The organism is Streptomyces sp. NPDC051987, from assembly GCF_040680735.1.
Classification (GTDB): Bacteria; Actinomycetota; Actinomycetes; order Streptomycetales; family Streptomycetaceae; genus Streptomyces.
Genome location: NZ_JBFAXI010000005.1, coordinates 52,685 through 75,295 on the forward strand (window position 1 = coordinate 52,685; position 22,611 = coordinate 75,295).

Below are 22,611 nucleotides of genomic sequence, written 5' to 3' on the forward strand. Positions count from 1 at the left end.
TGGGCTCCCGCGCTCAGTCGGTGGGCCGATGGGTTGCATGTACTTCGGCGAAGTCCCAGACCAGAGGGAGGAGTTGCCCCGGAGTCTCGATCTGGGGCATGTGACCGGTGCGAGGGAGGAGCTCGAACCGGGCGCCGGGGATGGCGGCGGCGTACGCACGTCCGTACACGGTGTCGACGACCTGGTCGCTCTCGCCCCACGCGACGAGGACCGGGAGAGTGACCTTGGCCAGGCGCTCCCGCAGGGTGGGATCGGCCATGGTGTGCGGGCCCGAGTAGACCTGCAGCGCGGCCATGTTGGCGGCCGCGACCGCGCGCTGTTCGTCGGAGAACGTGCTGGGGTCGATGCGGAACTTCTCGACGTCGTGGAATGAGAGAGCGGACAACTCGGCGGGTGTCAGGGCGAAGGGGTCGGCGACCGGGTGGCCCGGTACATGGATGCCGACGGCGTTGACGAGGACGACGCTGCTGATCCGGTCACTGCCGAGCAGGGCTGTTTCGGCGGCGATCCAGCCGCCTATGGAATTGCCGACCACGGTGACGTCCTCCAGGCCGAGGTCTTCCAGCAGTCGGATGTAGACCTGGGCGAGGGTGGGCACGTCGGTCAGCCAGTCGGGCCGGGCGGTCCCGCCGAAGCCGGGGTGGACGGGGGTGATGACCCGCGCCGGCCGTTGCCCGGCGAGGAGCCCGGCGAACCCGGCGACGGTCTGCGGACCGCCGCCGCCGTGCAGGAGCAGGAAGGGGTGACCCTTGCCCCGCTCGTCGTCGGTGAAACTCAGGTCGACGTCGCCTGAGTCGAGGGTGAGGGTGACAGTGCGGGCGGTGCCGGTCATGGAGGTCTCCAAGTCTATTGTCGGAGGCGGGGGTTGGCGAAGACTGATTACGCCGCCGTCACGCGTAGTCGGTCGCCGGCACGGTGGCGTAACGGCCCATCATCTGAACGGTCGCCTGCGGGGTCAGCTCCCGACCGCCGGCGATCATGTCCCGCAGGTCGCGGAAGTACTGCACGTACAGGTCGGGCGTGAAGGTGTTGAGCATCACCGCCGGTTCGTCGCCGAGGTTGGCGAAGGTGTGCGGGGCCCCGGGCGGGATCATCGCGAGGGTGCCGGCCGGTGCGACATGTGTCGTCTCCCCGACGGTGAAGTGCACGGTGCCGGAGACCACGTAGAAGCCCTCGTCGTGCTGGGCGTGACGGTGCTGCGGGGGCCCTTCGGTATGCGGGGCGAGGGTGATCTCGGCCATGCCGAGACGGTGCCCGGTGGTGCTGCCGTCCTCGAGGATGCGGATCTGTGCCGGACCCAGAGGGATCGTCTCGCCGTCGTCCGGACCTACCACGGAAACCTTGGTCATCGTCATCTCCTTCGTGAGAGTTGACTCTCATGAAGGAGGTTAGAGGGTTCGGCATCATCATGCAAGTGAACTCTCATGACGAGAGTGGCCAGTGATAAGGTGAGGGCGGATGGACGGACAGGAAAGGGGACGTACTGGTGGCAACGACGCAGGCGGAGACCGGCCGCACCAATCAGAAGAAGCGCACCCGTACAGCGATCGTCGAAGCCGCCCGCGAACTCATCGGCACGGGCGGGGAGGTGACCATGCCCGCCATCGCGCGCGCGGCGCTGGTCTCCGAGGCCACCGCATACCGCTACTTCCCCGACCTTCCCTCGCTGATCAGCGAGGCCCTGGCCGGCGCCTGGCCGCCCCCCGCCGAGGCGCTCGCACCGGTCGCTGACTCCACCGATCCCGTCGAACGGGTCGCCTTCGCCTGCGAGTTCCTGTTGCGCGGCATACTCCTCCGGCAGGGAGCGGTGCGCGCCATGATCGCGGCCACCATCACCCGCCCGGAGACGGTGACCGCCAGGCCCGGGGTCCGCTTCGGGTTGATCGACTTCGCACTCCTCCCCCTGGAGGACACCCTCGGGGTCACGGATCCGGAAGTCCTCGCCCAGCTCAAGCGGGACCTCGCCGTGGTCGTCGGCGCAGAAGCCCTCTTCTCCCTCACAGACCTGTGCGGCCTCGCCCCCGACGACGCCATCGCCAGCGCGGTGCACACGGCGACCACTCTGACCGAAGCCGCACTGCGGACGACTGCGCGAGGGTGAGCCGAGCGGGGATGTCTCTGAAGAGTTTCCGATAAAGCACAAGCCCCAGGTCACTGACCTGGGGCTTCGCTACGGAGCGGGTGACGAGAATCGAACTCGCGCTCTCAGCTTGGGAAGCTGATGTTCTACCATTAAACTACACCCGCGTAAGACGCCGACGGGGTCGGTGTCCGAACGCTCGCTCACTGTACCTCATGACGGACCCCCGGTGCTCGGACCCGGGGGGCCGTGTGTGTTTCGGGAGTGGGTCGAGGGGTGGGATCCGGGTGCGAGCGGCCGGAGTTGGGGCGTACGGTGGAGGTGTGGGAGAGGGCCCGGGCGGGGTCGGAGTGCCGCCTGGAGAGCCGTCCCTTTGATCCCGTAATGTGGCTTTCCGTCGTCACGGCAGTAGCCCGACGCGGCTCCTGGGGAAGGGACTTAAGGGACTTGATGGAAAGCACCGTCGTCCGCTGTGCCGAAGGGCACGTGTTCAGCACCGCTTCGTTCCCGATGCAGCAGGCCGAGCGACTCGGCCCAGGCAGGCTCGTGCGGTGTCCCAAGTGCGCCCGGCTGCGCAGCGTCGTGCCGGTCGCGCTGGAGAAGCAGCAGTAGGGAACGGCAGGGAAGGGCCGTAGGGACCGCACAGTCCCCACGGCCACGGCCGTACGAAGGCGCGTGGACTCGTGACGGTTTTCGTCGGTCCGCGCGCCTTGCGTATCCTCGGGGCGTGCTTCTCTCAGACAAGGACATCCGGGCCGAGATCGACGCCGGGCGGGTACGGATCGATCCCTACGACGAATCCATGGTGCAGCCGTCGAGCATCGACGTCCGGCTGGACCGTCTCTTCCGGGTGTTCGAGAACCACCGGTACCCGCACATCGACCCCTCCGTGGAGCAGCCCGACCTGACACGGCTGGTGGAGCCGGAGGGCGACGAGCCCTTCATCCTGCACCCCGGGGAGTTCGTGCTCGCCTCGACGTACGAGGTCATCACGCTGCCCGACGATCTCGCCTCCCGGCTGGAGGGCAAGTCCTCGCTGGGGCGGCTCGGGCTGGTCACCCACTCCACCGCCGGGTTCATCGACCCCGGCTTCAGCGGCCACGTGACCCTGGAGCTGTCGAACCTCGCGACCCTCCCCATCAAGCTGTGGCCGGGCATGAAGATCGGGCAGCTCTGCATGTTCAGGCTCTCCTCCCCCGCCGAGCACTCCTACGGCAGTGAGCGCTACGGCTCCCGCTACCAGGGGCAGCGCGGGCCCACCGCCTCCCGCTCCTACCTCAATTTCCATCGGACCCAGGTGTGAGGGACCAGGCATGAGCAGCGGCAGCGACGTCCGGGAGAATCTCAGCTACGAGCAGTTCGGCGTCGCCGTCCGCGAGCTCGCCCAGAGCATCGCCGACGACGGGTACGAGCCGGACATAGTGCTCTCCATCGCCCGCGGCGGTATGTTCGTCGCCGGCGGGCTGGCCTACGCCCTCGACTGCAAGAACCTGCATCTGGTGAACGTCGAGTTCTACACCGGGGTGGGGACGACCCTCGACATGCCGGTCATGCTCGCGCCCGTCCCCAACGCCATCGACTTCAGCGACAAGAAGGTGCTGATCACCGACGACGTCGCCGACACCGGCAAGACGCTGAAGCTGGTCCGCGACTTCTGCCTCGAAACGGTCGCCGAGGTGCGCTCCGCGGTGATCTACGAGAAGTCCCACTCCCTCGTGAAGTGCGAGTACGTGTGGAAGCGGACCGACGAGTGGATCAACTTCCCGTGGAGCGTCCTTCCGCCTGTGGTGAGGAGAGCCGGGCAGGTGCTCGACGCCTGACGGCGGCCGTACCTGACGGCGAGCGCGAGAAGGGCCCCGGCGCGGCTGCCGGGGCCCTTCACCTGTGTGCGGAGCTAGAACGTGCCCAGCTTCACGATCGACAGCAGGGCGATCAGCTGGATCGCCGACGCGCCCAGGGCCTTCGGCCAGGGCAGGTCGTGGGACCTGCTGACCATCAGGGTGAGCAGGGCACCCGCCGCGACCCAGGTGGCCCAGCCGAGGAGCTGGACGAAGCCCGCGTCGCCGCCGAAGAACATGGCGAACAGGAGGCGGGGGGCGTCGGTGATCGACATGATCAGCATGGAGAGGCCGACCGTCGGCTGCCAGGCGCCGTCGCCGCCCAGCTGGCGGGCCAGGGTGTGGGTCACCACGCCCAGGACGAAGGCGGAGAGGACCATCGCGATCGCCGTCACGAGGACGATCGGGACCGCGTTGGTGAGCGTGGCGTTGATCGCGTCCGCGCGGGCGCCGTCGAAGCCGAAGACGGCGAGCAGACCGTAGAGGAAGGTCACGATGAGGGCGGGGCCCCACATCGCGTAGTCCCGCATCTGCAGGAAGGTCTGGTTCGGGGCGAGCACGATGCCCCTCAGCAGGTCCTTCCAGTGCAGGCGCGGGCCGATCGGGCCGGACGGCGCCGCAGAGCCGGCGTGGTAGGTCGCACCCCGCGTGTAGCCGTCGGCCTCGTCGACCGAGAAGGCCTGGGTGTGGCCCGGCTGGTTCGCCGCGTACGGGTCGGGGGCGCCGGAGCCGTAGCCGCCGCCGTAGCCGCGGTCGTCGCCGAAGTACTCCGGGCCGTCGCCGCCGCTCTGTCCGGGGTGGCCGCCGCGCGCCTGCGCCTGCGGCCAGCCGGACCCGCCGCCGTGCTGCGGGTACGGCTGCGGGGCCGACGGGTACCCGTACGACGGTCCGGCCGGCTGTCCGCCGAAGCTCTGCGGCGGTGCCTGCTGCCCGTACGCGGGTTGTTGCGGTCGCGCTTGCGGGGCACGGTCGTCCCGGCCGCCGCGTCCGTTCCTGAATCCAGCCACGTCATCGAACGTACCTGGTCCGCAACGGCCGCGTGCGGGCTCGGGCGGCCGAGCCCGCCATTGCGGCAGAGCTGTGACATCCCCTAGGGGCCCCGAGGGGACGTCTCAGGGGCGCTCGGTGTGCCGGTCGGTGCGCCGCTCAGTGCGCCGGTCGCCGACGGCTCGCGACCCGCCGGTCAGTCGGCGAAGACGGCGCCTAGCTGCGGGGTGCCGGTCGTCGACACGCCCAGCTTGTTCGCGGGGAGGGCCCGGGACCCGGTCGTGGTGATCTTCGAGCCGTTGGACGGCAGGTAGGTGACCGCGCCGTCACCACCGTTCTCGTACGAGCCGACGACCAGGTCGGCCCTGCCGTCGCCGGTGACGTCGTCCAGCTTGATGTCGGCGCCGAACAGGTCGTCCTTCTCGTCGTCGCCGGGGACGCCGGCCGTGCTCTGCGCGAAGGACTGGGCGCCGGAGGCGAGGTCGATCCCGGTCCTCGAGCCGTAGAGGACGGTCACCTGGCCGGTGTCGGTGTTGCTGCCGAGGTCCTCGTAGGGGGCGGAGACGACCAGGTCGGCGCAGCCGTCGCCGTTGACGTCACCGAGGTCGATCTCCCAGCCGAACTTGTCGCCCTTCTCGGAGGTTCCGGGGACGTTGCCGCTGTTCTGGTTGAACATGGTTGCCTTGGCCGGGCCTGCCGCGCTGCCGTACGTGATGGCCACCCGGCCCCCGTTGGCGGAGTCCGGGAAGGCCGTCCCGCCGCTGCCGGCGTCCCAGGCGGCGCCGCTGACGATGTCGCCGTAGCCGTCGCCGTTGACGTCGCCGATGCCGGTGACGACGCCGCTCTTCAGCGCCTTGGCGCCGGTGACGGTGAGCCCCCTGGAGGTGCCCGGCAGCCAGTAGTTGGTGTTCCAGTGGGCGCTGGTCTTCGTCTCGTACCCGTCGACGACGAGGTCGCTGCGGCCGTCGCCGTTGACGTCGCCGGCGGTGAGCTTCATCGGTCCGTACGGGTTGGAGCCGGTGCCGGACTGGACCGGCGGCTTGACGGTGTACCGGCCGCCGGGCGTGCCGCCGGTGGAGATGCCGCCCTTGAACACCCAGAGGGTGGCGGCCGAGCTGCCGACGGCGAGGTCCGCCTTGCCGTCGCCGTCGAAGTCGCCGGCGGCGAGCGTCAGTCCCCAGTAGTCGTGGGCGCTCGGCGAGGGGTCCTTGATGTCTACGCCCTTGCCGGTGAGGCCGCTCTTGGAGCCCCACAGGAGGGTGACGGTGCCGCCGTCGGTGTCGGTGCCGACCTTCTCCCCGGGCGCACCGACGGCGAGGTCGTCGTACCCGTCGCCGTTGAAGTCGGCGTAGGCCAGGGCCTCGCCGAAGGCGTCGCCGGCCTCGGCCGTGCCCGGGACGCCGGGGCTGTTCTGACTGAGCGTGGTCCGCTTGGCGGTGGTGATGCCGGTGGCGGAGCCGTAGAGGGCGATGACCTGGCCGGCACCCTTGTGACCGCTGACGTAGGCGGTGGTGGCGGAGGTGGCGATGTCGCCGATGCCGTCGCCGTTGAAGTCGGCGCGGGCGACCTTGACGGAGTCCGCGGCCGACGCGGAGGCTGCCGAGAAGGTGAGCAGACCGCCCGTCAGCGCGGCCGCGGTGGCCGTCGCGAGGGTGAGTCGCGGGAACGTGTGCATGCGGGTCGTCTCCTGCGGCATGCGGGGGCCGCCCACATCCCGCGGACGGCCGGAGTCAGTGATGTCCAGCGATGAGGAGACCCGCCTCAAGAGGTAAGGGTTGTACGTGAGTTCGGTGAAGTCCCTGCGGCAGCTGTGACTCACGGGAATGGCGCCGCCGAGTGCGGTGCGACGCGGGCGCCGGACGCAGGGGGTGCCCGACAGGTCCCGGTCGCTCACGCTCTCCTGATCACCCCTGGGGCAGGATGGGGGCATGAGCGTAGTCAAGATCAACGTGCTGACCGTCCCCGCCGAGCAGCGGGAGACGCTGGAGAAGCGGTTCGCCTCGCGGGCGCATGCCGTGGAGGGGTCGGACGGGTTCGAGTGGTTCGAGCTGCTGCGGCCGGTCGAGGGGACCGATCAGTATCTGGTGTACACGCGCTGGAGGGACGAGGAGTCCTTCCAGGCGTGGATGGAGGGGCCGATGAAGGCCGCGCATCAGGGCGGGGCGGAGGGGGAGCGGCCGAAGCCGGCGGCTGCCGGGGCGACGTTGTGGTCCTTCGAAGTGGTGCAGTCGGCCGGGCCGAAGGGCTGACCGGCTCCCCCCGCGTGTGCGGTCAGGCCGGTGTCGTGGTCGTGAGGGGCGCGGTCGCCGCGGCCGGTCGCGGTACGACGCGGCGGCGCCGGGCCGGGAGGCCGAGCGTCGGGTGGGCGACGGACCAGGCCGCGCCCTTGCAGATCAGTTCCTTGTAGCGGGCGGCGGTGCGGCCGGTCAGCGCCGCCCGTACGGCCCGGTCGTCGGCCGTGACGTACTGGATCAGGCCCTCCCGGCGGCCCAGCGAGACGCACTGGTTGAAGTACCGCAGGGGCGCGTTCGGGAGTTTCCCGCCGGTCAGGCGGGCCGCGATGGCGTCGGCGGCCTGCCAGGCCATCGGGACGCCCGAGGCGCAGGACATCCGGAGCGGCTTGCCGCCCGCGCCGGTCGCCGAGGCCGCGTCGCCGACGGCGTACACGTCCGGGTGCGAGACCGAGCGCATGGTCCGGTCGACGACGATCCGGCCGGCGGCGGTGACCTCCAGGGCGGTGGCCCGGGAGATCGGGTGGACGGCGAAGCCGGTGGTCCACACGGTGACGGCGGCCGGGACGGTGGCACCCTCGGCCGTGGTGACCTGACCGGGCGCCACGGCGGTGACGGCGGTGTGCTCGTGCACGGTGACGCCGAGCCCGTCGAGGACCTCGCGCAGGTGCCGGCGGCCCTTGGGCGAGAGCCAGTCGCCGAGCGCGCCCCGGGCGGCGAGGGCGACGTCGAGGTCCGGGCGGGACTCGGCGATCTCGGTCACCGCCTCCAGCCCGGTGAGCCCGCCGCCGACCACCACCACGGGGGCGCCGGCCGCCAGACCGGCGAGGCGCTCGCGCAGCCGGAGCGCTCCGGGGCGGCTCGCGATGTGGTCGGCGTGCTCGGCGACACCTTCGACGCCCTGGTCGTGCCAGTCGCTGCCGAGTGCGTACACGAGGGTGTCGTACTCCAGCTCCCGCTCGGCGTCCTCGCCGGTGCCGTCCCCGGTGGCGTCCCCGGTGGCGACGGGCACCGTCGTGACCGTCCGGTGGTCGACGTCGACCGCGGTGACCCTGGCGAGCCGTAGCTCCACGCCGGTTCCCGCGAACATCTCGGCGAGGGGCCGGGGCGTGAGCTCCTGGCCGGTCGCCAGCTGATGCATCCGGACGCGCTCGACGAAGTCGGGTTCGGCGTTGACGAGGGTGATGGTGACGTCCTCGCGGCGCAGGCGCCGGGCGAGGCGGCCGGCGGTGATGGCTCCGGCGTATCCGGCGCCGAGGACGACGATGCGGTGCTGCATGTCCGTGCTCCTGTCATCCAGCTCTTCAGCGGGTCGCCCCCTGAACCGGGCGGCCCGCCGTTTCCTGACAGGAGGGCGGTGTGAAGCGGGTCACATGGGGAGCGGAGGGGGCTAGGGCAAGCCGGACGGCGGGGTCAGAAGAGGCGGAGGGAGAGGGAGAGGGGGAGCAAGGGGGCGGGGTCAGAAGAGGCGGAGCAGGGGGGCGCCGTGGTCGGCCGCCGCCCACCGCATGGTCGCGCGCTCCAGCTTGTCGGGGTTGACCTGAGTGCGGAACGCGGCGATGCCGTCGGCGGTGATCTCCAGGCACATCACACCGAAGACGCGGCCGTCGACGACCGCCACCAGGGCGGGGCCGCCGTTGGCGCCGGCGAGGTGCAGCTCGGCGGTGCCGCCGACCACGGCGCGCTGGGCGGGGCTCTGTTTGAACAGGCCCCGCATGAACTTCGCGACCGCGAGGGCGCCCTCGAACGGCCTGGCCGCGGCCGGGACCTTCCCGCCGCCGTCGCCGACCGCGACGGCGTCCTCGGTGAGCAGCCGGACCAGCGGTTCGGTGCGGCCGCTGGTGGCGGCCGCGAGGAACTCCTCGATGATCCGCCGGGCGGCGGCGTCGTCCACCTCGGTGCGGGCCCGGCCGTCCGCGACGTGCTTCCTGGCCCGGTGCAGGATCTGCTGGCTGGCGGACTCGGTGAGGTCCAGGATCCGGGCGATCTCCCGGTGCGGGTAGTCGAAGGCCTCCCGCAGCACGTACACCGCGCGCTCGGCCGGGGTGAGGCGTTCCAGCAGGACCAGGACCGCGTACGACACCGACTCCCGGCGTTCGGCGGTGTCGGCGGGGCCGAGCATCGGGTCGCCGGCGAGCAGCGGCTCGGGGAGCCACTGGCCGACGTAGGTCTCACGCCGGGCGCGGGCCGACGTGAGCTGGTTGAGGCAGAGGTTGGTGAGCACCTTCGTCAGCCAGGCCTCGGGGACCTCGATGTGGCCGGTGTCGGCGGCCTGCCAGCGCAGGTACGTCTCCTGCACGAGGTCCTCGGCCTCGCTCGCGGAGCCGAGGAGACGGTAGGCGATGGCCGCCAGGCGCGGCCGGGCCGCCTCGAACCGGTCAACGTCGCTCACCGTCAGGGCCATGGGCGGGATCCTAGTCCGCGCGGTCGGAGGGGGCTCAACGGCCGTGGCGGTGTGGGTGGACCGGGTCCGTCGCCGGCAGGCAGGCGGTAGTGGGTGGACCGGGTCCGTCGCCAGCAGGCAGGCGGTAGTGGGTGGACCGGGTCCGTCGCCGGCAGGCAGGCGGTAGTGGGTGGACCGGGTCCGTCGCCGGCAGGCAGGCGGTAGTGGGTGGACCGGGTCCGTCGTCGGCAGTCGCCGTTGTCGACGTCGGCCCGGCCCGGCCTGGCATGAAACCGACACCCCGTGGAGGGGCGGTTCCGGGCCTCGGGCGCCCGCTGCGGACAGCGACCCGCGCCGCCGTCGTCGTAGGAATGTATGAGCATATTGTCGGGAATGGGTGGTATACGCGGCGTAGCGGGCCCGTGAGGAGTTCCGTGCGGCATGCCCGCCGCCCACCGCACACGACCGGAGGACGAACGTATGCGGCTCCGTGCCCGGCCCAGGGGTGACCGTTCGGTCGACGACGCCCTGGACGTGGCGGTGGCCGACATGGTGCGCCGGACGGGGGCGGCGATCGGCGGCATCTACCTCATCGAGGAGCCGGCCGGGCTGCTGCGGCTGGTGACGATGTGCGGCCTGCCCGTCGACTTCAGCATGCCCTGGCAGCGGCTGCCGCTGAGCGCCCCCGTCCCGGTGGCCGACGCGATCGAGGAGGACCGCCTGGTCTGGGTCGGCTCCCAGGACGAGATGGCGCGCCGCTATCCGCGGGCGGCGGCCGCCCTGCCGTACCCCTTCGCGCTCGCCGCGGCCCCGTTGCGCGGGGTGCGCCGGCGCTGGGGCGGCGTGGTGCTGCTGTGGCCCGCCGACCACCCGATCCGGCCCACCCCTCGCGAACGCCACCACATCACCGCCAGCGTCCGCCGGCTGGCCCGGCTCCTGGACGACTCCCCGTCGCTTCCCGCGCTCCCCGAGCGACCCCGGCTGGTCCCCGTGGACTCCCCGCGCCCGGCCGCCCAGACCGCGCTGGCCGCCGTCGACTACCTCGACCGGCTCCCCGAGGGCGCCCTGGCCCTGGATCTGGAGGGCAGGGTCACGTTCATGTCCGCCACGGCCGCGCGGCTGCTCGGCCGGGACGCCGACCGGTTGCTCGGCACCCGGCCCTGGCAGTCGCTGCCCTGGCTGGACGACCTGAGATACGAGGAGCGGTACCGGCTGGCGGTCATCAGCCGGGCGCCGGTGTCCTTCAGCGCGCTCCGGCCGCCGGACCAGTGGCTGGCCTTCCACCTCCATCCGGACGCCAGCGGCATCAGCGTGCGCATCACCGCAGAAGAGGAGGAGAAGGCGGTCGCAGCGGGCGGGCACGCCGAGCCCGCGCCGACCACGCCCGGACGCCTCTACCAGCTGGTCCACCTGGCCGCCGCGCTCACCGAGGCGGTGACCACCCAGGACCTCGTCGCGCTCATGGCGGACCAGGTCCTGCCGGCCTTCGGCGCCCAGGGGATGGTGCTCAGCGTCGCCGAGGCGGGCCGCCTGCGGATCGCCGGGCACCACGGTTACCCCGCCGAGGTCGTGGAACGGCTCGACGCCCTCCCTCTCGGCACCGGCGTCACCCCGGCCGGCGAGGTCCTGGCGACCGGCGTGCCCGCCTTCTTCGGCAGCCCGGCCGAGCTGGCCCGCAGCTACCCCAGGGCGCCGCGCATGAGCGGGAAACAGGCGTGGGCCTTCCTGCCCCTGGTCATCTCCGGGCGCCCGGTCGGCTGCTGCATCCTCTCCTACGAACGCCCCCACACCTTCACCGCCGACGAACGCGCCGTCCTCACCCCGCTGGCCGGTCTGCTCGCCCAGGCCCTGGACCGGGCCCACCTCTACGACACCCAGCACCACCTCGTCCACCAGCTCCAGCAGGCGCTGCTGCCGCGCAGCCTGCCCACCCTGCCCGGTCTCGGCCTCGCCGTCCGCTACCTGCCGGCCGGGCACGGCATCGACGTCGGCGGCGACTTCTACGACCTGCTGCGCCTGGACGACACCCACGCGGCCGCCGTCATCGGCGACGTGGAGGGCCACAGCATGGCCGCGGCCGCCCTGATGGGCCAGGTCCGTACCGCCATCCACGCCCACGCCACCGCCGGAGCCGCCCCGGAGCAGGTCATCGCCCGCACCAACCGGCTGCTCACCGACCTCGCCCCCGACCTCCTGGTGACCTGCCTCTACGTCCACCTCGACCTGGCCGGCCAGGACCTGACCCTGGCCGGTGCCGGTCATGTGCCGCCGCTGCTGCGCCCGGCACCCGGGCGGGCCCACGCCCTGCACCTCGACCCCGGCCCGCCGCTCGGCGTCGACGCCGACGCGCGCTATCCCGTCACCCGAGCTCCGCTGCCGGCGGGTGCCGTCCTCGCCCTCTACACCGACGGCCTCGTCGAGCGCCCCGGGACCGACGTCGACCGTGCCACCGCCGCGCTCACCGAACATCTCGCCCATGCCGACGCCGACGACCTGGAGCGCCTGGTCGACAGCCTGGTCCACCAGGCCTGGCCGGCCGGCGGCCACACCGACGACCTCGCCGTGCTGCTGCTACGGACCGGACACGCATAGCCCCGACCCGACTCGTCCCGGCTCGACTCTGCTCGACCCGCCTCTACTCTGCTCGACCCGGCTCGACTCGACCCGCCTCGCCTCGTCGGCGCGGTGGGCGTCAGGCGGCAGGTGCCGTGGCCGTGAGCGGTGGCGGTGGCGGTGGCGGTTGAGCGGAGTACGGCGGGGCGGGATCCTGGGAGCGGAGCGGGTACCCGGAGGTCCGGAGGCACCATGACGGGACGCGTACCGGAGGACCTGGCGGTCGTCGTCGACGCCGGCGGGGCGGTCCTGGTGTGGAGCGCGGGCGCCCGGCAGCTGCTCGGGTACGAGCCCGCCGAGGTCGTCGGCCGCGCCGCCCGGCTGCTGCTCGCCGCCGAGCTGCCCGCGTCCGCGCGCCGGCACGTCGCGGACGGGCGGCGGTGGTCCACCGAGGTGGCGCTGCGGCACCGCTCCGGCGACCGGGTCGTCGTACGGCTCCAGGGCACCCCGTTGGACACCGGCGCCGGCCGGCCGCTGTGGCTGGTGACCGGGGCCGCGCGGGCGCCCCTGTCCGGCAGCGGACAGCCCGGGGCGGCCATCCTGTGGGACTACACCCTCGCCCAGCTGCCGATGCCGGTGGCGATCTACGACCGGCGGGCCCGGCTCGTCGCCGCCAACGAGAGCATGACCCGGATCATGGGCCTGTCCGTCGCGGAGATGCGCGGCAAGAGCCTGTACGAGATCGAGTCCAACCCGCCCTTCGACGAGTACGACCGCCTCCAGCGGCAAGCCCTGCGCACCGGGCGGACGATCTTCCACGAGCAGCACGGCCAGGCGCCCGGCGAGACCCGGAAGCATGCCTGGTCCATGTACTTCTCCCCGCTGAAGGACGAGGACGGCACGGTGCAGGGCCTGTCGGCGGTCGTCTTCGACACCACGGCGCAGTACTGGGCCCGCCGCCACCTGGCCGTCCTCAACGACGCCAGCATGCGGATCGGCAGCACCCTGGACGTGACCCGCACCGCGGAGGAGCTGGCCGAGGTGGCCGTGGCCGGGTTCGCGGACTTCGTCACCGTCGACCTGCTGGAGTCCGTCGTCCTCGGCGACGAACCGGAGCCGCTGCGGCCGGGCGAACCGGTCGCCGTGCGCCGTACCGCCCAGCGGTCCGTGCTGCCGGGCTGCCCGGAGGCGGTGGCCCGTCCCGGCGACGCGTTCCGCTACCCGGTGGACACGCCCCCGATGCGGACCCTGCTCGCCGGCCACGGCACCTGCCACCGGCCCGGCGATCCCGGTATGCAGGAGTGGCTCCGCACCTCCCAGGCCCGTGCGGAGTCCGTCGCCCGGCACATGATCCACTCGGTGCTGCTGGTCCCGCTGCGGGCCCGCGGCGTCACCCTCGGCCTCGCGCATTTCCTGCGGCACCGCACGCCCGAGTCGTTCACGGAGGACGATCAGCGGCTCGCGGAGGAGATCGTCGCCAGGGCCGCGGTGAGCGTGGACAACGCCCGCCGCTACACCCGCGAGCGCCGCACCGCCCTCGCGCTGCAGCGCAGTCTGCTGCCCGGCCGGCCGCCCGGTCTGGCGGCGACCGAGGTGGCCTACCGCTACCTGCCCACGGGGTCCGGCGCGGACGTCGGCGGCGACTGGTTCGACGTGATCCCGCTCTCCGGCGCCCGGGTCGCCCTGGTCGTCGGGGACGTCGTCGGCCACGGCATCCGCGCCTCGGCCACGATGGGCCGCCTGCGCACGACGGTCCGCACACTGGCGGACGTCGACCTCGCCCCCGACGAACTCCTCACCCAACTGGACGACCTGGTCATCCGCCTCGACCGCGAGGAGGGGCCGGAGGTGCCCGGCCGGGCGGAGGCGGCGTCCTCCGGCGAGATCGGCGCGACCTGTCTGTACGCCGTGTACGACCCGGTGTCCCGCCGCTGCACCATGGCGCGGGCCGGCCATCCGCCGCCGGCCCTGGTCACCCCCGACGGCCGCGTCCGCTTCCTCGACCTGCCGGCCGGCCCGCCGCTCGGCCTCGGCGGCCTGCCCTTCGAGTCCGTCGATGTGGAACTGGCCGAGGGCAGCGTGCTCGCCCTCTACACCGACGGCCTGGTGGAGACCGCCGGCCACGACATCGAGGTGGGCCTCGGTCTGCTCCGCCGGGCCCTGGCCGACCCGGCCGCACCGCTGGAGGAGACCTGCGAGCACGTGCTGCGGACGGTCCTGACCGACCGGCCGGCCGACGACATCGTCCTCCTGCTCGCCCGCACCTCGGCGCTGGACGCCTCCAAGGTCCGCACCTGGCAGCTCCCCCAGCATCCGTCCGCCGTCGCCGGAGCCCGGAAGATGGCCTGCGAGCAGCTGGCGGCCTGGGGTCTGGCGGACGCGGCCTTCGCCACCGAACTGATCGTCAGCGAACTGGTCACCAACGCGGTCCGCTACGGCGACGGTCCGATCACTCTCCGGCTGATCCGCGACGCGTCCCTCATCTGCGAGGTCTCCGACGGCAGCAGTACGGCCCCGCACCTGCGCCGGGCCCGCGTCTACGACGAGGGCGGCCGGGGCCTGCTGCTGGTCGCCCAGATCTCGGAACGCTGGGGCACCCGCCAGACGCCCACCGGCAAGACGATCTGGGCGGAACAGCCGCTGCCCGCCTGACCCGCCCTGCGGACTACCGGTCGGCCTGCCGGTCGACCTGGCCGGTGCGGGGACGGTCCCGCGGCAGGCTGTCGATCACGGCGGACACCACGGCGGAGGCGATGAAACTCCCCGCCATGACCAGCACCACCCCGACCATGAACTGCCCACTGGCGTCGCCCGACCAGTCGACGAAGGCGGCGAGGGTCAGCCCCACGGTCGTCCCGCCCACCGCGGCGGCGCGGTGTTCCCGGGCCGCCGCCAGGACCACCGCGGCGAGCAGGGTCACGATCAGCCCGGCCACCTGCCAGACCTGGTACGGCCCGCTCACCGAACCGTCGCCCTGCACCTCGTACTGCTGGTCCCAGCCCAGCCAGGCGGCCCAGGCCGCGACCGCCACCCCGGCCACCACCAGGGCCGGCACCATCGCCCGGAGGACGGGCTTGTGGATTCTCATGCCCCCAAGGGTTCCGGCCGCGCCGGACGCCCGACCAGAGTACGGATACTCAGACCGGCGCGACGGTGGCGACCGCGGCGGCGGCGAGGGCGACGAGCACGGCCAGGGTGCCGTAGCCGTGGGTCAGGGTGGTGGCCGAGGCGATCACGGCCACCAGCAACGGGCCGCCCGCGTCGCCCAGTTCGCGCCCGAGCTCGGCGGCGCCCATGGTCTGGCCCAGGCGCTCCTCGGGGGTGCCGGCGGCCAGCGCGGCGAAGCCGAGCGGGGTGATCAGTCCGGTGCCGGCGCCGGTCAGGACGGCGGCGGTGAGGATGCCGGCCAGGCCGGGCAGCATGGCGCAGGCCAGGCCGGTGGCGGTGAGCAGCAGTCCGGCGGTGAGGCCGGCGCGTGTCGTCAGGCGTCCGGCGTCCCGTGCGCGTCCGGCGCGCGGCTGGACCAGCGCGGCGGTCGCGGCGAGCAGCGACACGGCGGCGCCGGTGGCGACCGGGCCCAGCCCCGCCACCCGGCCGGACACGGGCAGGAACCCCACCCCGACCGACAGCGCGGCGGTGGCGGCGGCCAGCGCGGCGGTCGGGGCGAGGAACGCCGGGTCGGTGAGCCGGCGGGCGAGGTCGAGGAGGGTCTGCCGGGCCCTGGGCAGCGGCGGCACGACGGGGACGGCGAGCGCGGCCCAGCCGGCGACCGCCGCGCCGAGCACCGCCAGCACCGTGAACAGCAGGCGCAGTCCCCCGGCCCACACCAGGACGCCGCCGAGCAGCGGGCCGAGGGTGTATCCCACGGACTTGCAGAAGCCGTAGCTGCCGAAGGCGCGCCCGTGCCGCACGGCCGGGTTGAGCCGGGCCACCAGGGCGGACGCCGCCGGGGAGAAGGCGGAGGCCGCGGCGCCCTGGCCGAGGCGGGCCGCCCACAGCCAGCCGGGACTGCCGGCGACGGCGTACAGCCCGGAGGCGGCCGCGAAGGCGGCCAGGCCGCCGAGCAGGACCGGACGGCCCCCGATCCGGTCGGCGAGGGTGCCGAACACCGGCTTCAGCACCACCTCGGCGCCGTCGTACAGCGCGAGCAGGCCGCCGAGCACCAGCAGCGAGGTGACCGCGTCCGTGCTGTGGCCGCCGAGGTTGGCGGCGATGCCGTGCGCGCCGAAGGCGGTGGTGAACCCGGCTGCGTACAGCGGCCACATCGGCCCGCCTCGCCCGCTCGGTCCGCTCGGTCCGCTCGGTCCGCTCGGTCCGCTCGGTCCGCTCGGTCCGCTCGGTCCGTTCGGTCCGTTCGGTCGGTTCGGCTCGCTCATGCCGGTGACGGTAACAAGACCCGCCTTCCCGCAGGCCGCCGCTTCGGCCCGCGGGAAGGCGGGGAAGGGTGGGGCGGTCAGCCGCCCGTGACCTCGCTGAGCCGCGCGTCGTAGCCCGCCAGGTAGCCCGTCAGGGTGGGGTGGAAGACCGCCGTGCCGGCGTTCAGGTTGTTGATCCACGGGTCGGAGCCGCAGGCGCCGTGGCCGTCGAAAGTGGCGCGCATGTCGACGAACTCGACCGACCCGGCGGCCGCCGCGGCCCTGGTGCCGTCGGCGAGCGCGTCGGCCAGCCCGTTCATGGCGGTGCGCTTGGCGCCGGAGAGGTCGATCACCGGGCAGGTCCCGGTCATGGACAGCGTCCGCGGGTAGCCGAGGACGACGATCCGGGCGTTCGGCGCCTTGGCCCTGATGTCCTTGTACAGCCCCGTCAGGTCCGTGACCATCTGGTTCCTGGCGTAGGACGACATCCACAGCGTGGCCGTCTGGCAGTAGCTGTCGCTCTGGGTGAGGCAGCCCTGGACCACGCTGGAGAACTGGGCGTCGTTGCCGCCGACGGTGAGCGTGACGAGATCGGTGCCGGTGCTCAGCGCGGACAGCTGCTTGGCGCGCACGTCCGCGATGGTGGCGCCGCTGCAGGAGACGTCCGTCAGCGTGTAGTCGGAGTGCGCGGCCGCCCACAGCGCCGGGTAGTCGAGCGTGCTGCGCTTGCAGTCGCCGCTGGCGCTGTCGTAGTAGTCCGCTCCCACCCCGGAGGCGTACGAGTCGCCCAGAGCCACGTACTCCTGACCCGTCGCCGCCTGGGCGGGCGTGCTGAGCATTCCGGCCATACCGGCGAAGGCCAGCACCGCGCCGGCGACGACCGACGTTAATTTGCGCATGAGTTTCCTGAGTTCCTTCTGGATCGTGGAGTGCGGAGCTGCGTGAAGGATTGAAGATCGTACCGGTGCCGGGAGATTCCGTCGCACTGTGCCGTTGCACGTCAACTGCTCGTCGGCTGACCGGAGTTGCCCGGCCGCGGCAGGGGGCGCGCGTCAGCGGCGGCGCAGGGCCGGTTCGAGCAGGGCGGGCGGGGTGTCGTGCTTCTCGTGTGCGGCCAGGTCGGTGCCGGGGGCGACGATCGCGTCGATCGCGTCCAGGACGTCGGCGGTGAGCACGGTGTCGGCGGCGGCCAGCTGGGAGCGCAGGTGGTCCACGGTGCGGGGGCCTATGAGGGCGCTGGTGACGGCGGGGTGCGCGGTCACGAAGCCGAGGGCGAGCTGGATCAGGGTCAGCCCCGCCCCGTCGGCGACGGCGGCCAGCCGCTCCACCGCGTCGAGCCGTGCCTGGTTGACCGGGTGACCGAGGTCGAAGCGGTCGGGCAGGGAACGGGAGCGGCTGGTGGTGATGGCCTGCCCCCTGCGCACGGCGCCGGACAGCCAGCCGGAGGCGAGCGGGCTCCATGCCAGCACCCCCATCCCGTACTCCTCGGTCACCGGCAGGACATGGGCCTCCACACCCCGCTGGAGGAGGGAGTAGCTGGGCTGTTCGGTGACGTACCGGCTCAGGTGGTGTTCGCGGGCGGCCCACTGGCCCTGCACGATCCGGTACGCCGGGTAGGTCGAGGAGCCGAAGTGGCGGATCTTCCCGGCGCGTTGCAGATCGGTCAGCGCCGACAGGGTCTCCTCGTCGCTCGTGGCCGGGTCCCAGCGGTGTATCTGGTAGAGATCGACGTGGTCGACGCCGAGCCGCCGCAAACTGTTCTCCAGCGCGGTGACCAGCCAACGCCGCGAACCGCCCCGGTGATTGCGCTCGTCCCCCATCGGCATGCCGGCCTTCGTGGCCAGCACGATGTCGTCACGGCGGCCGGCGATCGCCTTGCCGAGCATCTCCTCCGACTCCCCCTGCCCGTACATGTCGGCGGTGTCGATCAGATTGATCCCGGCGTCCAGGGCGGCGTCCACGATCGCGGTGGCCTCCTCCTGAGTGGTCCGGCCGATCGCCCCGAAGTTCATCGCGCCGAGCCCGAGCGTGCTGACCTGTACGCCGGTACGGCCCAAGGTGCGGTACTGCATGATGCGTCTCCTCACACGAACCAAACGGAACAATGTCCCACTTCACGCCTCCGACGATACGGAACACTGTCCCGTTTGACAACGCCCCGCTAGAGTGACGGCCGACGAACACCCGACGAAGGACGCACCATGAAGGACGAGGAGCGGGCGGTCCGGCCCCGGCGGGCGGACGCGCGGCGCAACGAGTTGACGCTGCTGGAGGCGGCCGCGGCGGCGTTCGTCGCCTCGGGCGTGGAGGCGCCGGTGCGCGAGATCGCGGCGCGGGCGGGCGTCGGCACCGCGACGATCTACCGGCACTTCCCCACGCGCGCCGACCTGATCATCGCCGTCTACCGGCACCAGGTGGACGCCTGCGCCGAGGCCGGCCCGGCCCTGCTGACCAGCGCCCCGACCCCCTACGACGCCCTGCGCGAGTGGATCGACCTCTTCGTGGACTTCCTGGCCACCAAGCACGGCCTCGCCGCCGCCCTCCACTCCGACCAGGCAGGCTTCGACACCCTCCACGCCTATTTCCTGGACCGCCTCGTCCCCGTCTGCGCCCAGCTCCTCGACGCGGCGGCCGAGGCAGGCGAGATCCACGCCCCGCTGACGGCGTACGAGCTGCTGCGCGGCGTCGGCAACCTCTGCATCGGCGCGGAGAACGACTCCGGCTACGACGCCCGCCGCATGGTCGGCCTCCTGGTCACCGGCCTGCGCCACACGACGTGACCCGCTGAACGCCGGGGCGCCGGGGCGCCGGAGCAGTCAGGACGCCGGGGCAGTCAGGCGGTGCGCTGCGCGCCGGTGCAGGCGCGGTGCGCGGGCCGGTGCAGGCGCGGTGCGCGGGCCGGTGCAGGCGCGGTGCGCGGGCCGGTGACGGTGACGGTGACGGTGACGGTGACGGTGACGGTGCGAGTGTCGGCCCCGACGTCGGTGCCAGCCCCGGCACCGTTCTCAGGCCCCGGCTCCGGCTCCGGTGAACATCGCGATCATGCCGTGGGGGGAGTCCTCGCCGAACATGCGCTCGTGCAGGTCGGCGGTGTCGGCGGCCTCCGTGGCGCTGCGCGCGAACATGGCCTCCTCGTACCGGGTGAGCGCGGCCTCGGGGTCGTCGGGACGGGCGGCGAGCTCCCTGCCGAGTTCGGCCCCGTCGTACATCGCCAGGTTGGCGCCCTCGCCGTTCGGGATCATCAGGTGGGCCGCGTCACCGACCAGGGTCACCCCCGGCACCCGGTCCCATCGGTGCCCGGCGGGCAGGGTGTACAGGGGACGCAGTACCGGATCGGTGTCGCCGTCGGTGATCAGCGCGGTGAGCTCGGGCGCCCAGCCGGTGAACTCCGCCGCGATCCGGGCGGCTGCCGCGGCGGCCCCGGCGGGATCGAGGGGGGCGGCGGAGCCGGTGAAGCCGGCGTCGGCGAACCACTCCCGCGACCTGCGCAGCGCGACGTAGGTGTGGAGGGTTCCGCCGGTCTCCCGGTGCGCCTGGATTCCCTTGCCCGGCGCGAGCGCGAACATCGCCCCGCCGCCTACGGCCTTCGCGGCGGCCGGGTGCCGGGTGTCCGCGTCGAACAGGTAGGTCTCGACGAACGAGGTGCCGCTGTACTCCGGCACGGCGGCGGACAGCAGCGGCCGCACCCGTGACCACGCGCCGTCGGCGCCGACCAGCAGGCCGGTCGTGACCGCGGTGCCGTCGGCGAACCTCACCTCGTGGCGACCCTCGCCGAGGGCGCGGACGGCGCTGACCTTGTGGCCCCACCGGACGGTGCCGGCCGGAAGCGACGCGAGCAGGATCCGGCGCAGCTCGCCGCGCAGCACCTCGGGGCGGCCCCGCGTGCCGTCGTCGGCCTCCTCGAACAGCACGGTGCCGTCGGCGGCCAGCGCCCGGGTCGCCTCGCGCCCCTCCAGCACGAGGCCGCGGAACTCCTCGTACAGGCCTGCCTCCTGGAGCGCCGGCTGGCCGTTGTGCCGGTGGATGTCGAGCATGCCGCCCTGTGCGCGTGCCGTCGCGGAGGCGTCGGCCTCGTAGACGGTGGCGGGGATGCCGTGGACGTGCAGGACGCGGGCGAGCGTGAGGCCGCCGAGTCCGGCTCCGATGATCGTGACGGGCGTGCGCATGAGAACTCCTGGGTCGGGAGACCGGTACGGAACAGGGATGGAACAGAATTCCATGATGGAATGCCGTTCCATCGTGGAACGGCACTCCATCCGTGTCAAGATGGCGCCATGGCAACGCGGACACGCCGGTCACAGCGGCGCACGGAGGCGCTCTCGCGGGAGCGCATCGTCGAGGCAGCCGTCGAGCTGCTCGACACGGCCGGTGAAAGCGGGCTGACGTTCCGGGCCCTGACCGAACGCCTCGCCACGGGGCCCGGGGCGATCTACTGGCACGTGGCGAACAAGGACGAGCTGCTCGGCGCGGCCACGGACGCGGTGGTCGCCGCCGCGGTGGCCATCGGCCCCGCCGTCCCGACCGGCGGGACCACTGAATCCGCTGCCGAAGAGTCCGCTGCCGAAGAGTCCGCTGCCGAGGCACCGCACACGCCGCCGGAGGAGCCCGAGGTGCCGGGGTCGCCGCAGGAGGGGATCCGGATCGTCGCGCTCGGGCTGTTCGACGCGATCGTGCGGCACCCGTGGCTGGCGACGCAGCTCGCCACGCAGCTCGCCCGCAGCCCCTGGGGGACGGTGACGCCGCGGATCTTCGAGAGCATCGGCCGGCGGGTGCGCGCCCTCGACGTGCCCGAGAGCAGCTGGTTCACGGTGACCTCCGCCCTGGTGCACTACGTGCTCGGCGCGGCCGGGCAGAACGCCGCGAACAGCGCGGGCGCCCGCACGCTCGCGGTTGGCGCCGACCGGGCCGAGTTCCTCGACACCGTGTCGACGGCGTGGGAGGAACTCGACCCCGAGGAGTACCCGTTCACCCGGGCCGTCGCGGACCAGATCCGCGGACACGACGACCGCGAGCAGTTCCTCGCCGGCATCGACCTCGTCCTCGCCGGCATCACCGCCACCCACCACCGGCGGCAGGACCCGCAGGACTGACGGGCCCCGGCGGACCGAGGGGACGGGCAGGACGTCCGGGCGGGCAGGACTCGCGTTCAGGAATAGCCTTCCGTCCAGCTCGCGTTGCCCCGATCATGACGTCGAACGCGCCGCGGCCCGAGATCCTGCGCTACACCGCCTTCGCCGGTTCCCCCGAGGGCGGCAACCCCGCCGGTGTCGTGCTGGACGCCACCGGTCTGGACGACGGCGACATGCTCGCCATCGCCGCCGAACTCGGCTACTCCGAGTCCGCGTTCCTCACCGCGCCCCCGGCGGATCTCGGCGGCCCGGCCGGACGGGCGTACACCATCCGTTACTTCAGCCCCAGGGCCGAGGTGCCGTTCTGCGGTCACGCCACCATCGCGACCGCCGTCGCACTCGCCGAGCGGACCGGCCCCGGAGAGCTGCTGTTCGCCACCCGCGCGGGCACCGTACCGGTGGCGGTGACCGAGGAGGGCGGGACGGTCCAGGCCACGCTCACCAGCGTCGAGCCGCACACCGAGGAGATCGCCGACGCCGACCTCGCGGAGGCGCTCGCCGCGCTCGACTGGCCGGCCGCCGACCTGGACCCGGCCTTTCCGCCCCGCATCGCGTTCGCCGGCGCGCGTCACCTCGTGGTCGCGGCGGCGACCCGTGGCCGCCTCGCGGATCTCGCGTACGACTTCGCGCGGCTCGAAGCGCTGATGCACCGACTCGACCTGATCACCGTCCAGTTGGTGTGGCGTGAGTCGGCCACCGTCTTCCACGTCCGTGACCCGTTCCCCGTCGGCGGCGTCGTCGAGGACCCGGCGACCGGCGCCGCGGCCGCCGCGTTCGGCGGGTACGCCCGTGAGCTCGGCCTGGTCCCCGAGGACGCCGTCCTCACCCTCCACCAGGGCGAGGACCTGGGCCGCCCCGGTGAACTCACGGTGACCCTGCGCGCGGGCGACCCGCGTGTCCACGTCGGCGGCACCGGAACACGCATCGCCTGAGCCACCGGCCGCCTCCGACGCGCAAGACCGGCCCCCGGTACCGGCACCTTCTCCGCCTCCGGCCGGTCCTTCGCCTCGTCCGGCAAGCTGAACGTCACCTTCGGCGGGACGGTCGTCAACCCG

General features: G+C 73.0%; 21 protein-coding genes and 1 tRNA gene. 10 read left to right on the forward strand and 12 right to left on the reverse strand.

Features of this window, described 5'->3' with window-relative positions:
* Window positions 1-13 precede the first annotated feature (13 nt).
* Together AB0M11_RS04160 and AB0M11_RS04165 are read right to left on the reverse strand one after the other, a co-directional pair.
* Window positions 14-832 (reverse strand): alpha/beta hydrolase, encoded by an 819-nt coding sequence (locus AB0M11_RS04160; RefSeq protein ID WP_365701110.1) that lies wholly within the window; start codon window positions 830-832, stop codon window positions 14-16.
* Window positions 833-890: 58 nt separating this feature from the next.
* Window positions 891-1,349, reverse strand: a complete 459-nt coding sequence (locus tag AB0M11_RS04165; protein WP_358972104.1) for a cupin domain-containing protein — start codon at window positions 1,347-1,349, stop codon at window positions 891-893.
* A 137-nt stretch (window positions 1,350-1,486) separates the two neighbouring features.
* Between AB0M11_RS04165 and AB0M11_RS04170 the strand changes: the two genes are divergently transcribed.
* The gene (locus AB0M11_RS04170; RefSeq protein ID WP_365701112.1) at window positions 1,487-2,101 is read left to right on the forward strand and encodes a TetR/AcrR family transcriptional regulator; all 615 of its coding nucleotides are present in this window, start codon (window positions 1,487-1,489) and stop codon (window positions 2,099-2,101) included.
* A 75-nt stretch (window positions 2,102-2,176) separates the two neighbouring features.
* Here AB0M11_RS04170 and AB0M11_RS04175 read toward each other — a convergent pair.
* Window positions 2,177-2,247 (reverse strand) — tRNA-Gly (locus AB0M11_RS04175).
* Between the two features lie 283 nt (window positions 2,248-2,530).
* Here AB0M11_RS04175 and AB0M11_RS04180 point away from each other — a divergent pair.
* The 3 genes from AB0M11_RS04180 (at window position 2,531) to AB0M11_RS04190 (ending at window position 3,900) form a co-directional block, all read left to right on the forward strand.
* Window positions 2,531-2,692, forward strand: coding sequence for a hypothetical protein (locus tag AB0M11_RS04180; protein ID WP_365701114.1), 162 nt, complete (start codon window positions 2,531-2,533; stop codon window positions 2,690-2,692).
* A gap of 115 nt (window positions 2,693-2,807) precedes the next feature.
* Window positions 2,808-3,383 (forward strand): dCTP deaminase, encoded by a 576-nt coding sequence (dcd, locus tag AB0M11_RS04185; protein WP_294013767.1) that lies wholly within the window; start codon window positions 2,808-2,810, stop codon window positions 3,381-3,383.
* 10 nt (window positions 3,384-3,393) lie between these two features.
* On the forward strand, window positions 3,394-3,900 hold the full coding sequence (locus tag AB0M11_RS04190; RefSeq protein WP_365701117.1) for a phosphoribosyltransferase: 507 nt from the start codon (window positions 3,394-3,396) through the stop codon (window positions 3,898-3,900).
* A 74-nt stretch (window positions 3,901-3,974) separates the two neighbouring features.
* Here AB0M11_RS04190 and AB0M11_RS04195 read toward each other — a convergent pair whose 3' ends face one another.
* Both AB0M11_RS04195 and AB0M11_RS04200 read right to left on the reverse strand, forming a co-directional pair.
* Entirely contained in the window at window positions 3,975-4,925 is a 951-nt protein-coding gene (locus tag AB0M11_RS04195) for a YIP1 family protein (protein ID WP_365701119.1), read from the reverse strand.
* Between the two features lie 176 nt (window positions 4,926-5,101).
* Window positions 5,102-6,580, reverse strand: a complete 1,479-nt coding sequence (locus tag AB0M11_RS04200) for an FG-GAP and VCBS repeat-containing protein (protein WP_365701121.1) — start codon at window positions 6,578-6,580, stop codon at window positions 5,102-5,104.
* 253 nt (window positions 6,581-6,833) lie between these two features.
* On the opposite strand from AB0M11_RS04200, the gene AB0M11_RS04205 reads away from it, so the two are divergent.
* The gene (locus AB0M11_RS04205; protein ID WP_365701123.1) at window positions 6,834-7,154 is read left to right on the forward strand and encodes an antibiotic biosynthesis monooxygenase; all 321 of its coding nucleotides are present in this window, start codon (window positions 6,834-6,836) and stop codon (window positions 7,152-7,154) included.
* 22 nt (window positions 7,155-7,176) lie between these two features.
* Here AB0M11_RS04205 and AB0M11_RS04210 read toward each other — a convergent pair whose 3' ends face one another.
* Both AB0M11_RS04210 and AB0M11_RS04215 read right to left on the reverse strand, forming a co-directional pair.
* Entirely contained in the window at window positions 7,177-8,415 is a 1,239-nt protein-coding gene (locus tag AB0M11_RS04210) for an FAD-dependent oxidoreductase (RefSeq protein WP_365701125.1), read from the reverse strand.
* A 180-nt stretch (window positions 8,416-8,595) separates the two neighbouring features.
* Window positions 8,596-9,540: an RNA polymerase sigma-70 factor gene (locus AB0M11_RS04215; protein ID WP_365701127.1), complete on the reverse strand. Its 945-nt coding sequence runs from the start codon at window positions 9,538-9,540 to the stop codon at window positions 8,596-8,598.
* A 459-nt stretch (window positions 9,541-9,999) separates the two neighbouring features.
* Here AB0M11_RS04215 and AB0M11_RS04220 point away from each other — a divergent pair, with 459 nt between their 5' ends.
* On the forward strand, window positions 10,000-12,111 hold the full coding sequence (locus AB0M11_RS04220; protein ID WP_365701129.1) for a SpoIIE family protein phosphatase: 2,112 nt from the start codon (window positions 10,000-10,002) through the stop codon (window positions 12,109-12,111).
* 213 nt (window positions 12,112-12,324) lie between these two features.
* Complete coding sequence (locus AB0M11_RS04225; protein ID WP_365701131.1) at window positions 12,325-14,724, forward strand: SpoIIE family protein phosphatase; 2,400 nt, start codon at window positions 12,325-12,327, stop codon at window positions 14,722-14,724.
* Window positions 14,725-14,737: 13 nt separating this feature from the next.
* Here AB0M11_RS04225 and AB0M11_RS04230 read toward each other — a convergent pair whose 3' ends face one another.
* The 4 genes from AB0M11_RS04230 to AB0M11_RS04245 all read right to left on the reverse strand — a co-directional run bounded on the left by AB0M11_RS04230 (window position 14,738) and on the right by AB0M11_RS04245 (window position 18,499).
* Window positions 14,738-15,160 carry a hypothetical protein gene (locus AB0M11_RS04230; RefSeq protein WP_365701134.1) on the reverse strand — a complete coding sequence of 141 codons (423 nt, stop codon included), beginning with the start codon at window positions 15,158-15,160 and terminating at the stop codon, window positions 14,738-14,740.
* Window positions 15,161-15,209: 49 nt separating this feature from the next.
* A complete protein-coding gene (locus AB0M11_RS04235; RefSeq protein WP_365701136.1) occupies window positions 15,210-16,337 on the reverse strand; it encodes an MFS transporter in 1,128 nt (375 codons plus the stop codon).
* A gap of 188 nt (window positions 16,338-16,525) precedes the next feature.
* A complete protein-coding gene (locus AB0M11_RS04240) occupies window positions 16,526-17,326 on the reverse strand; it encodes an SGNH/GDSL hydrolase family protein (protein WP_365701138.1) in 801 nt (266 codons plus the stop codon).
* Window positions 17,327-17,479: 153 nt separating this feature from the next.
* Window positions 17,480-18,499, reverse strand: coding sequence for an aldo/keto reductase (locus AB0M11_RS04245; protein ID WP_365701140.1), 1,020 nt, complete (start codon window positions 18,497-18,499; stop codon window positions 17,480-17,482).
* Between the two features lie 129 nt (window positions 18,500-18,628).
* Between AB0M11_RS04245 and AB0M11_RS04250 the strand changes: the two genes are divergently transcribed.
* The gene (locus tag AB0M11_RS04250; RefSeq protein WP_365701142.1) at window positions 18,629-19,207 is read left to right on the forward strand and encodes a TetR/AcrR family transcriptional regulator; all 579 of its coding nucleotides are present in this window, start codon (window positions 18,629-18,631) and stop codon (window positions 19,205-19,207) included.
* A 225-nt stretch (window positions 19,208-19,432) separates the two neighbouring features.
* Here the strand turns inward: AB0M11_RS04250 and AB0M11_RS04255 are convergent, their stop codons facing one another.
* Window positions 19,433-20,593, reverse strand: coding sequence for an NAD(P)/FAD-dependent oxidoreductase (locus AB0M11_RS04255; RefSeq protein WP_365701144.1), 1,161 nt, complete (start codon window positions 20,591-20,593; stop codon window positions 19,433-19,435).
* A 108-nt stretch (window positions 20,594-20,701) separates the two neighbouring features.
* Here AB0M11_RS04255 and AB0M11_RS04260 point away from each other — a divergent pair, with 108 nt between their 5' ends.
* The gene (locus tag AB0M11_RS04260) at window positions 20,702-21,517 is read left to right on the forward strand and encodes a TetR family transcriptional regulator (protein ID WP_365701146.1); all 816 of its coding nucleotides are present in this window, start codon (window positions 20,702-20,704) and stop codon (window positions 21,515-21,517) included.
* 95 nt (window positions 21,518-21,612) lie between these two features.
* Complete coding sequence (locus AB0M11_RS04265; protein WP_365701150.1) at window positions 21,613-22,488, forward strand: PhzF family phenazine biosynthesis isomerase; 876 nt, start codon at window positions 21,613-21,615, stop codon at window positions 22,486-22,488.
* The last annotated feature ends 123 nt before the right edge of the window (window positions 22,489-22,611 follow it).

What these genes read in the sequence shown, in the direction of transcription:
- AB0M11_RS04210 (WP_365701125.1), bottom strand. Translation starts at nt 8,415, where the DNA reads ATGCAGCACCGCATCGTCGTCCTCGGCGCCGGATACGCCGGAGCCATC.
- AB0M11_RS04215 (WP_365701127.1), bottom strand. Translation starts at nt 9,540, where the DNA reads ATGGCCCTGACGGTGAGCGACGTTGACCGGTTCGAGGCGGCCCGGCCG.
- AB0M11_RS04160 (WP_365701110.1), bottom strand. Translation starts at nt 832, where the DNA reads ATGACCGGCACCGCCCGCACTGTCACCCTCACCCTCGACTCAGGCGAC.
- AB0M11_RS04180 (WP_365701114.1), top strand. Translation starts at nt 2,531, where the DNA reads ATGGAAAGCACCGTCGTCCGCTGTGCCGAAGGGCACGTGTTCAGCACC.
- AB0M11_RS04205 (WP_365701123.1), top strand. Translation starts at nt 6,834, where the DNA reads ATGAGCGTAGTCAAGATCAACGTGCTGACCGTCCCCGCCGAGCAGCGG.
- AB0M11_RS04250 (WP_365701142.1), top strand. Translation starts at nt 18,629, where the DNA reads ATGAAGGACGAGGAGCGGGCGGTCCGGCCCCGGCGGGCGGACGCGCGG.
- AB0M11_RS04165 (WP_358972104.1), bottom strand. Translation starts at nt 1,349, where the DNA reads ATGACCAAGGTTTCCGTGGTAGGTCCGGACGACGGCGAGACGATCCCT.
- AB0M11_RS04225 (WP_365701131.1), top strand. Translation starts at nt 12,325, where the DNA reads ATGACGGGACGCGTACCGGAGGACCTGGCGGTCGTCGTCGACGCCGGC.
- AB0M11_RS04235 (WP_365701136.1), bottom strand. Translation starts at nt 16,337, where the DNA reads ATGTGGCCGCTGTACGCAGCCGGGTTCACCACCGCCTTCGGCGCGCAC.
- AB0M11_RS04220 (WP_365701129.1), top strand. Translation starts at nt 10,000, where the DNA reads ATGCGGCTCCGTGCCCGGCCCAGGGGTGACCGTTCGGTCGACGACGCC.
- AB0M11_RS04255 (WP_365701144.1), bottom strand. Translation starts at nt 20,593, where the DNA reads ATGCGCACGCCCGTCACGATCATCGGAGCCGGACTCGGCGGCCTCACG.
- AB0M11_RS04260 (WP_365701146.1), top strand. Translation starts at nt 20,702, where the DNA reads ATGGCAACGCGGACACGCCGGTCACAGCGGCGCACGGAGGCGCTCTCG.
- AB0M11_RS04265 (WP_365701150.1), top strand. Translation starts at nt 21,613, where the DNA reads ATGACGTCGAACGCGCCGCGGCCCGAGATCCTGCGCTACACCGCCTTC.
- AB0M11_RS04190 (WP_365701117.1), top strand. Translation starts at nt 3,394, where the DNA reads ATGAGCAGCGGCAGCGACGTCCGGGAGAATCTCAGCTACGAGCAGTTC.
- AB0M11_RS04240 (WP_365701138.1), bottom strand. Translation starts at nt 17,326, where the DNA reads ATGCGCAAATTAACGTCGGTCGTCGCCGGCGCGGTGCTGGCCTTCGCC.
- AB0M11_RS04200 (WP_365701121.1), bottom strand. Translation starts at nt 6,580, where the DNA reads ATGCACACGTTCCCGCGACTCACCCTCGCGACGGCCACCGCGGCCGCG.
- AB0M11_RS04230 (WP_365701134.1), bottom strand. Translation starts at nt 15,160, where the DNA reads ATGAGAATCCACAAGCCCGTCCTCCGGGCGATGGTGCCGGCCCTGGTG.
- AB0M11_RS04245 (WP_365701140.1), bottom strand. Translation starts at nt 18,499, where the DNA reads ATGCAGTACCGCACCTTGGGCCGTACCGGCGTACAGGTCAGCACGCTC.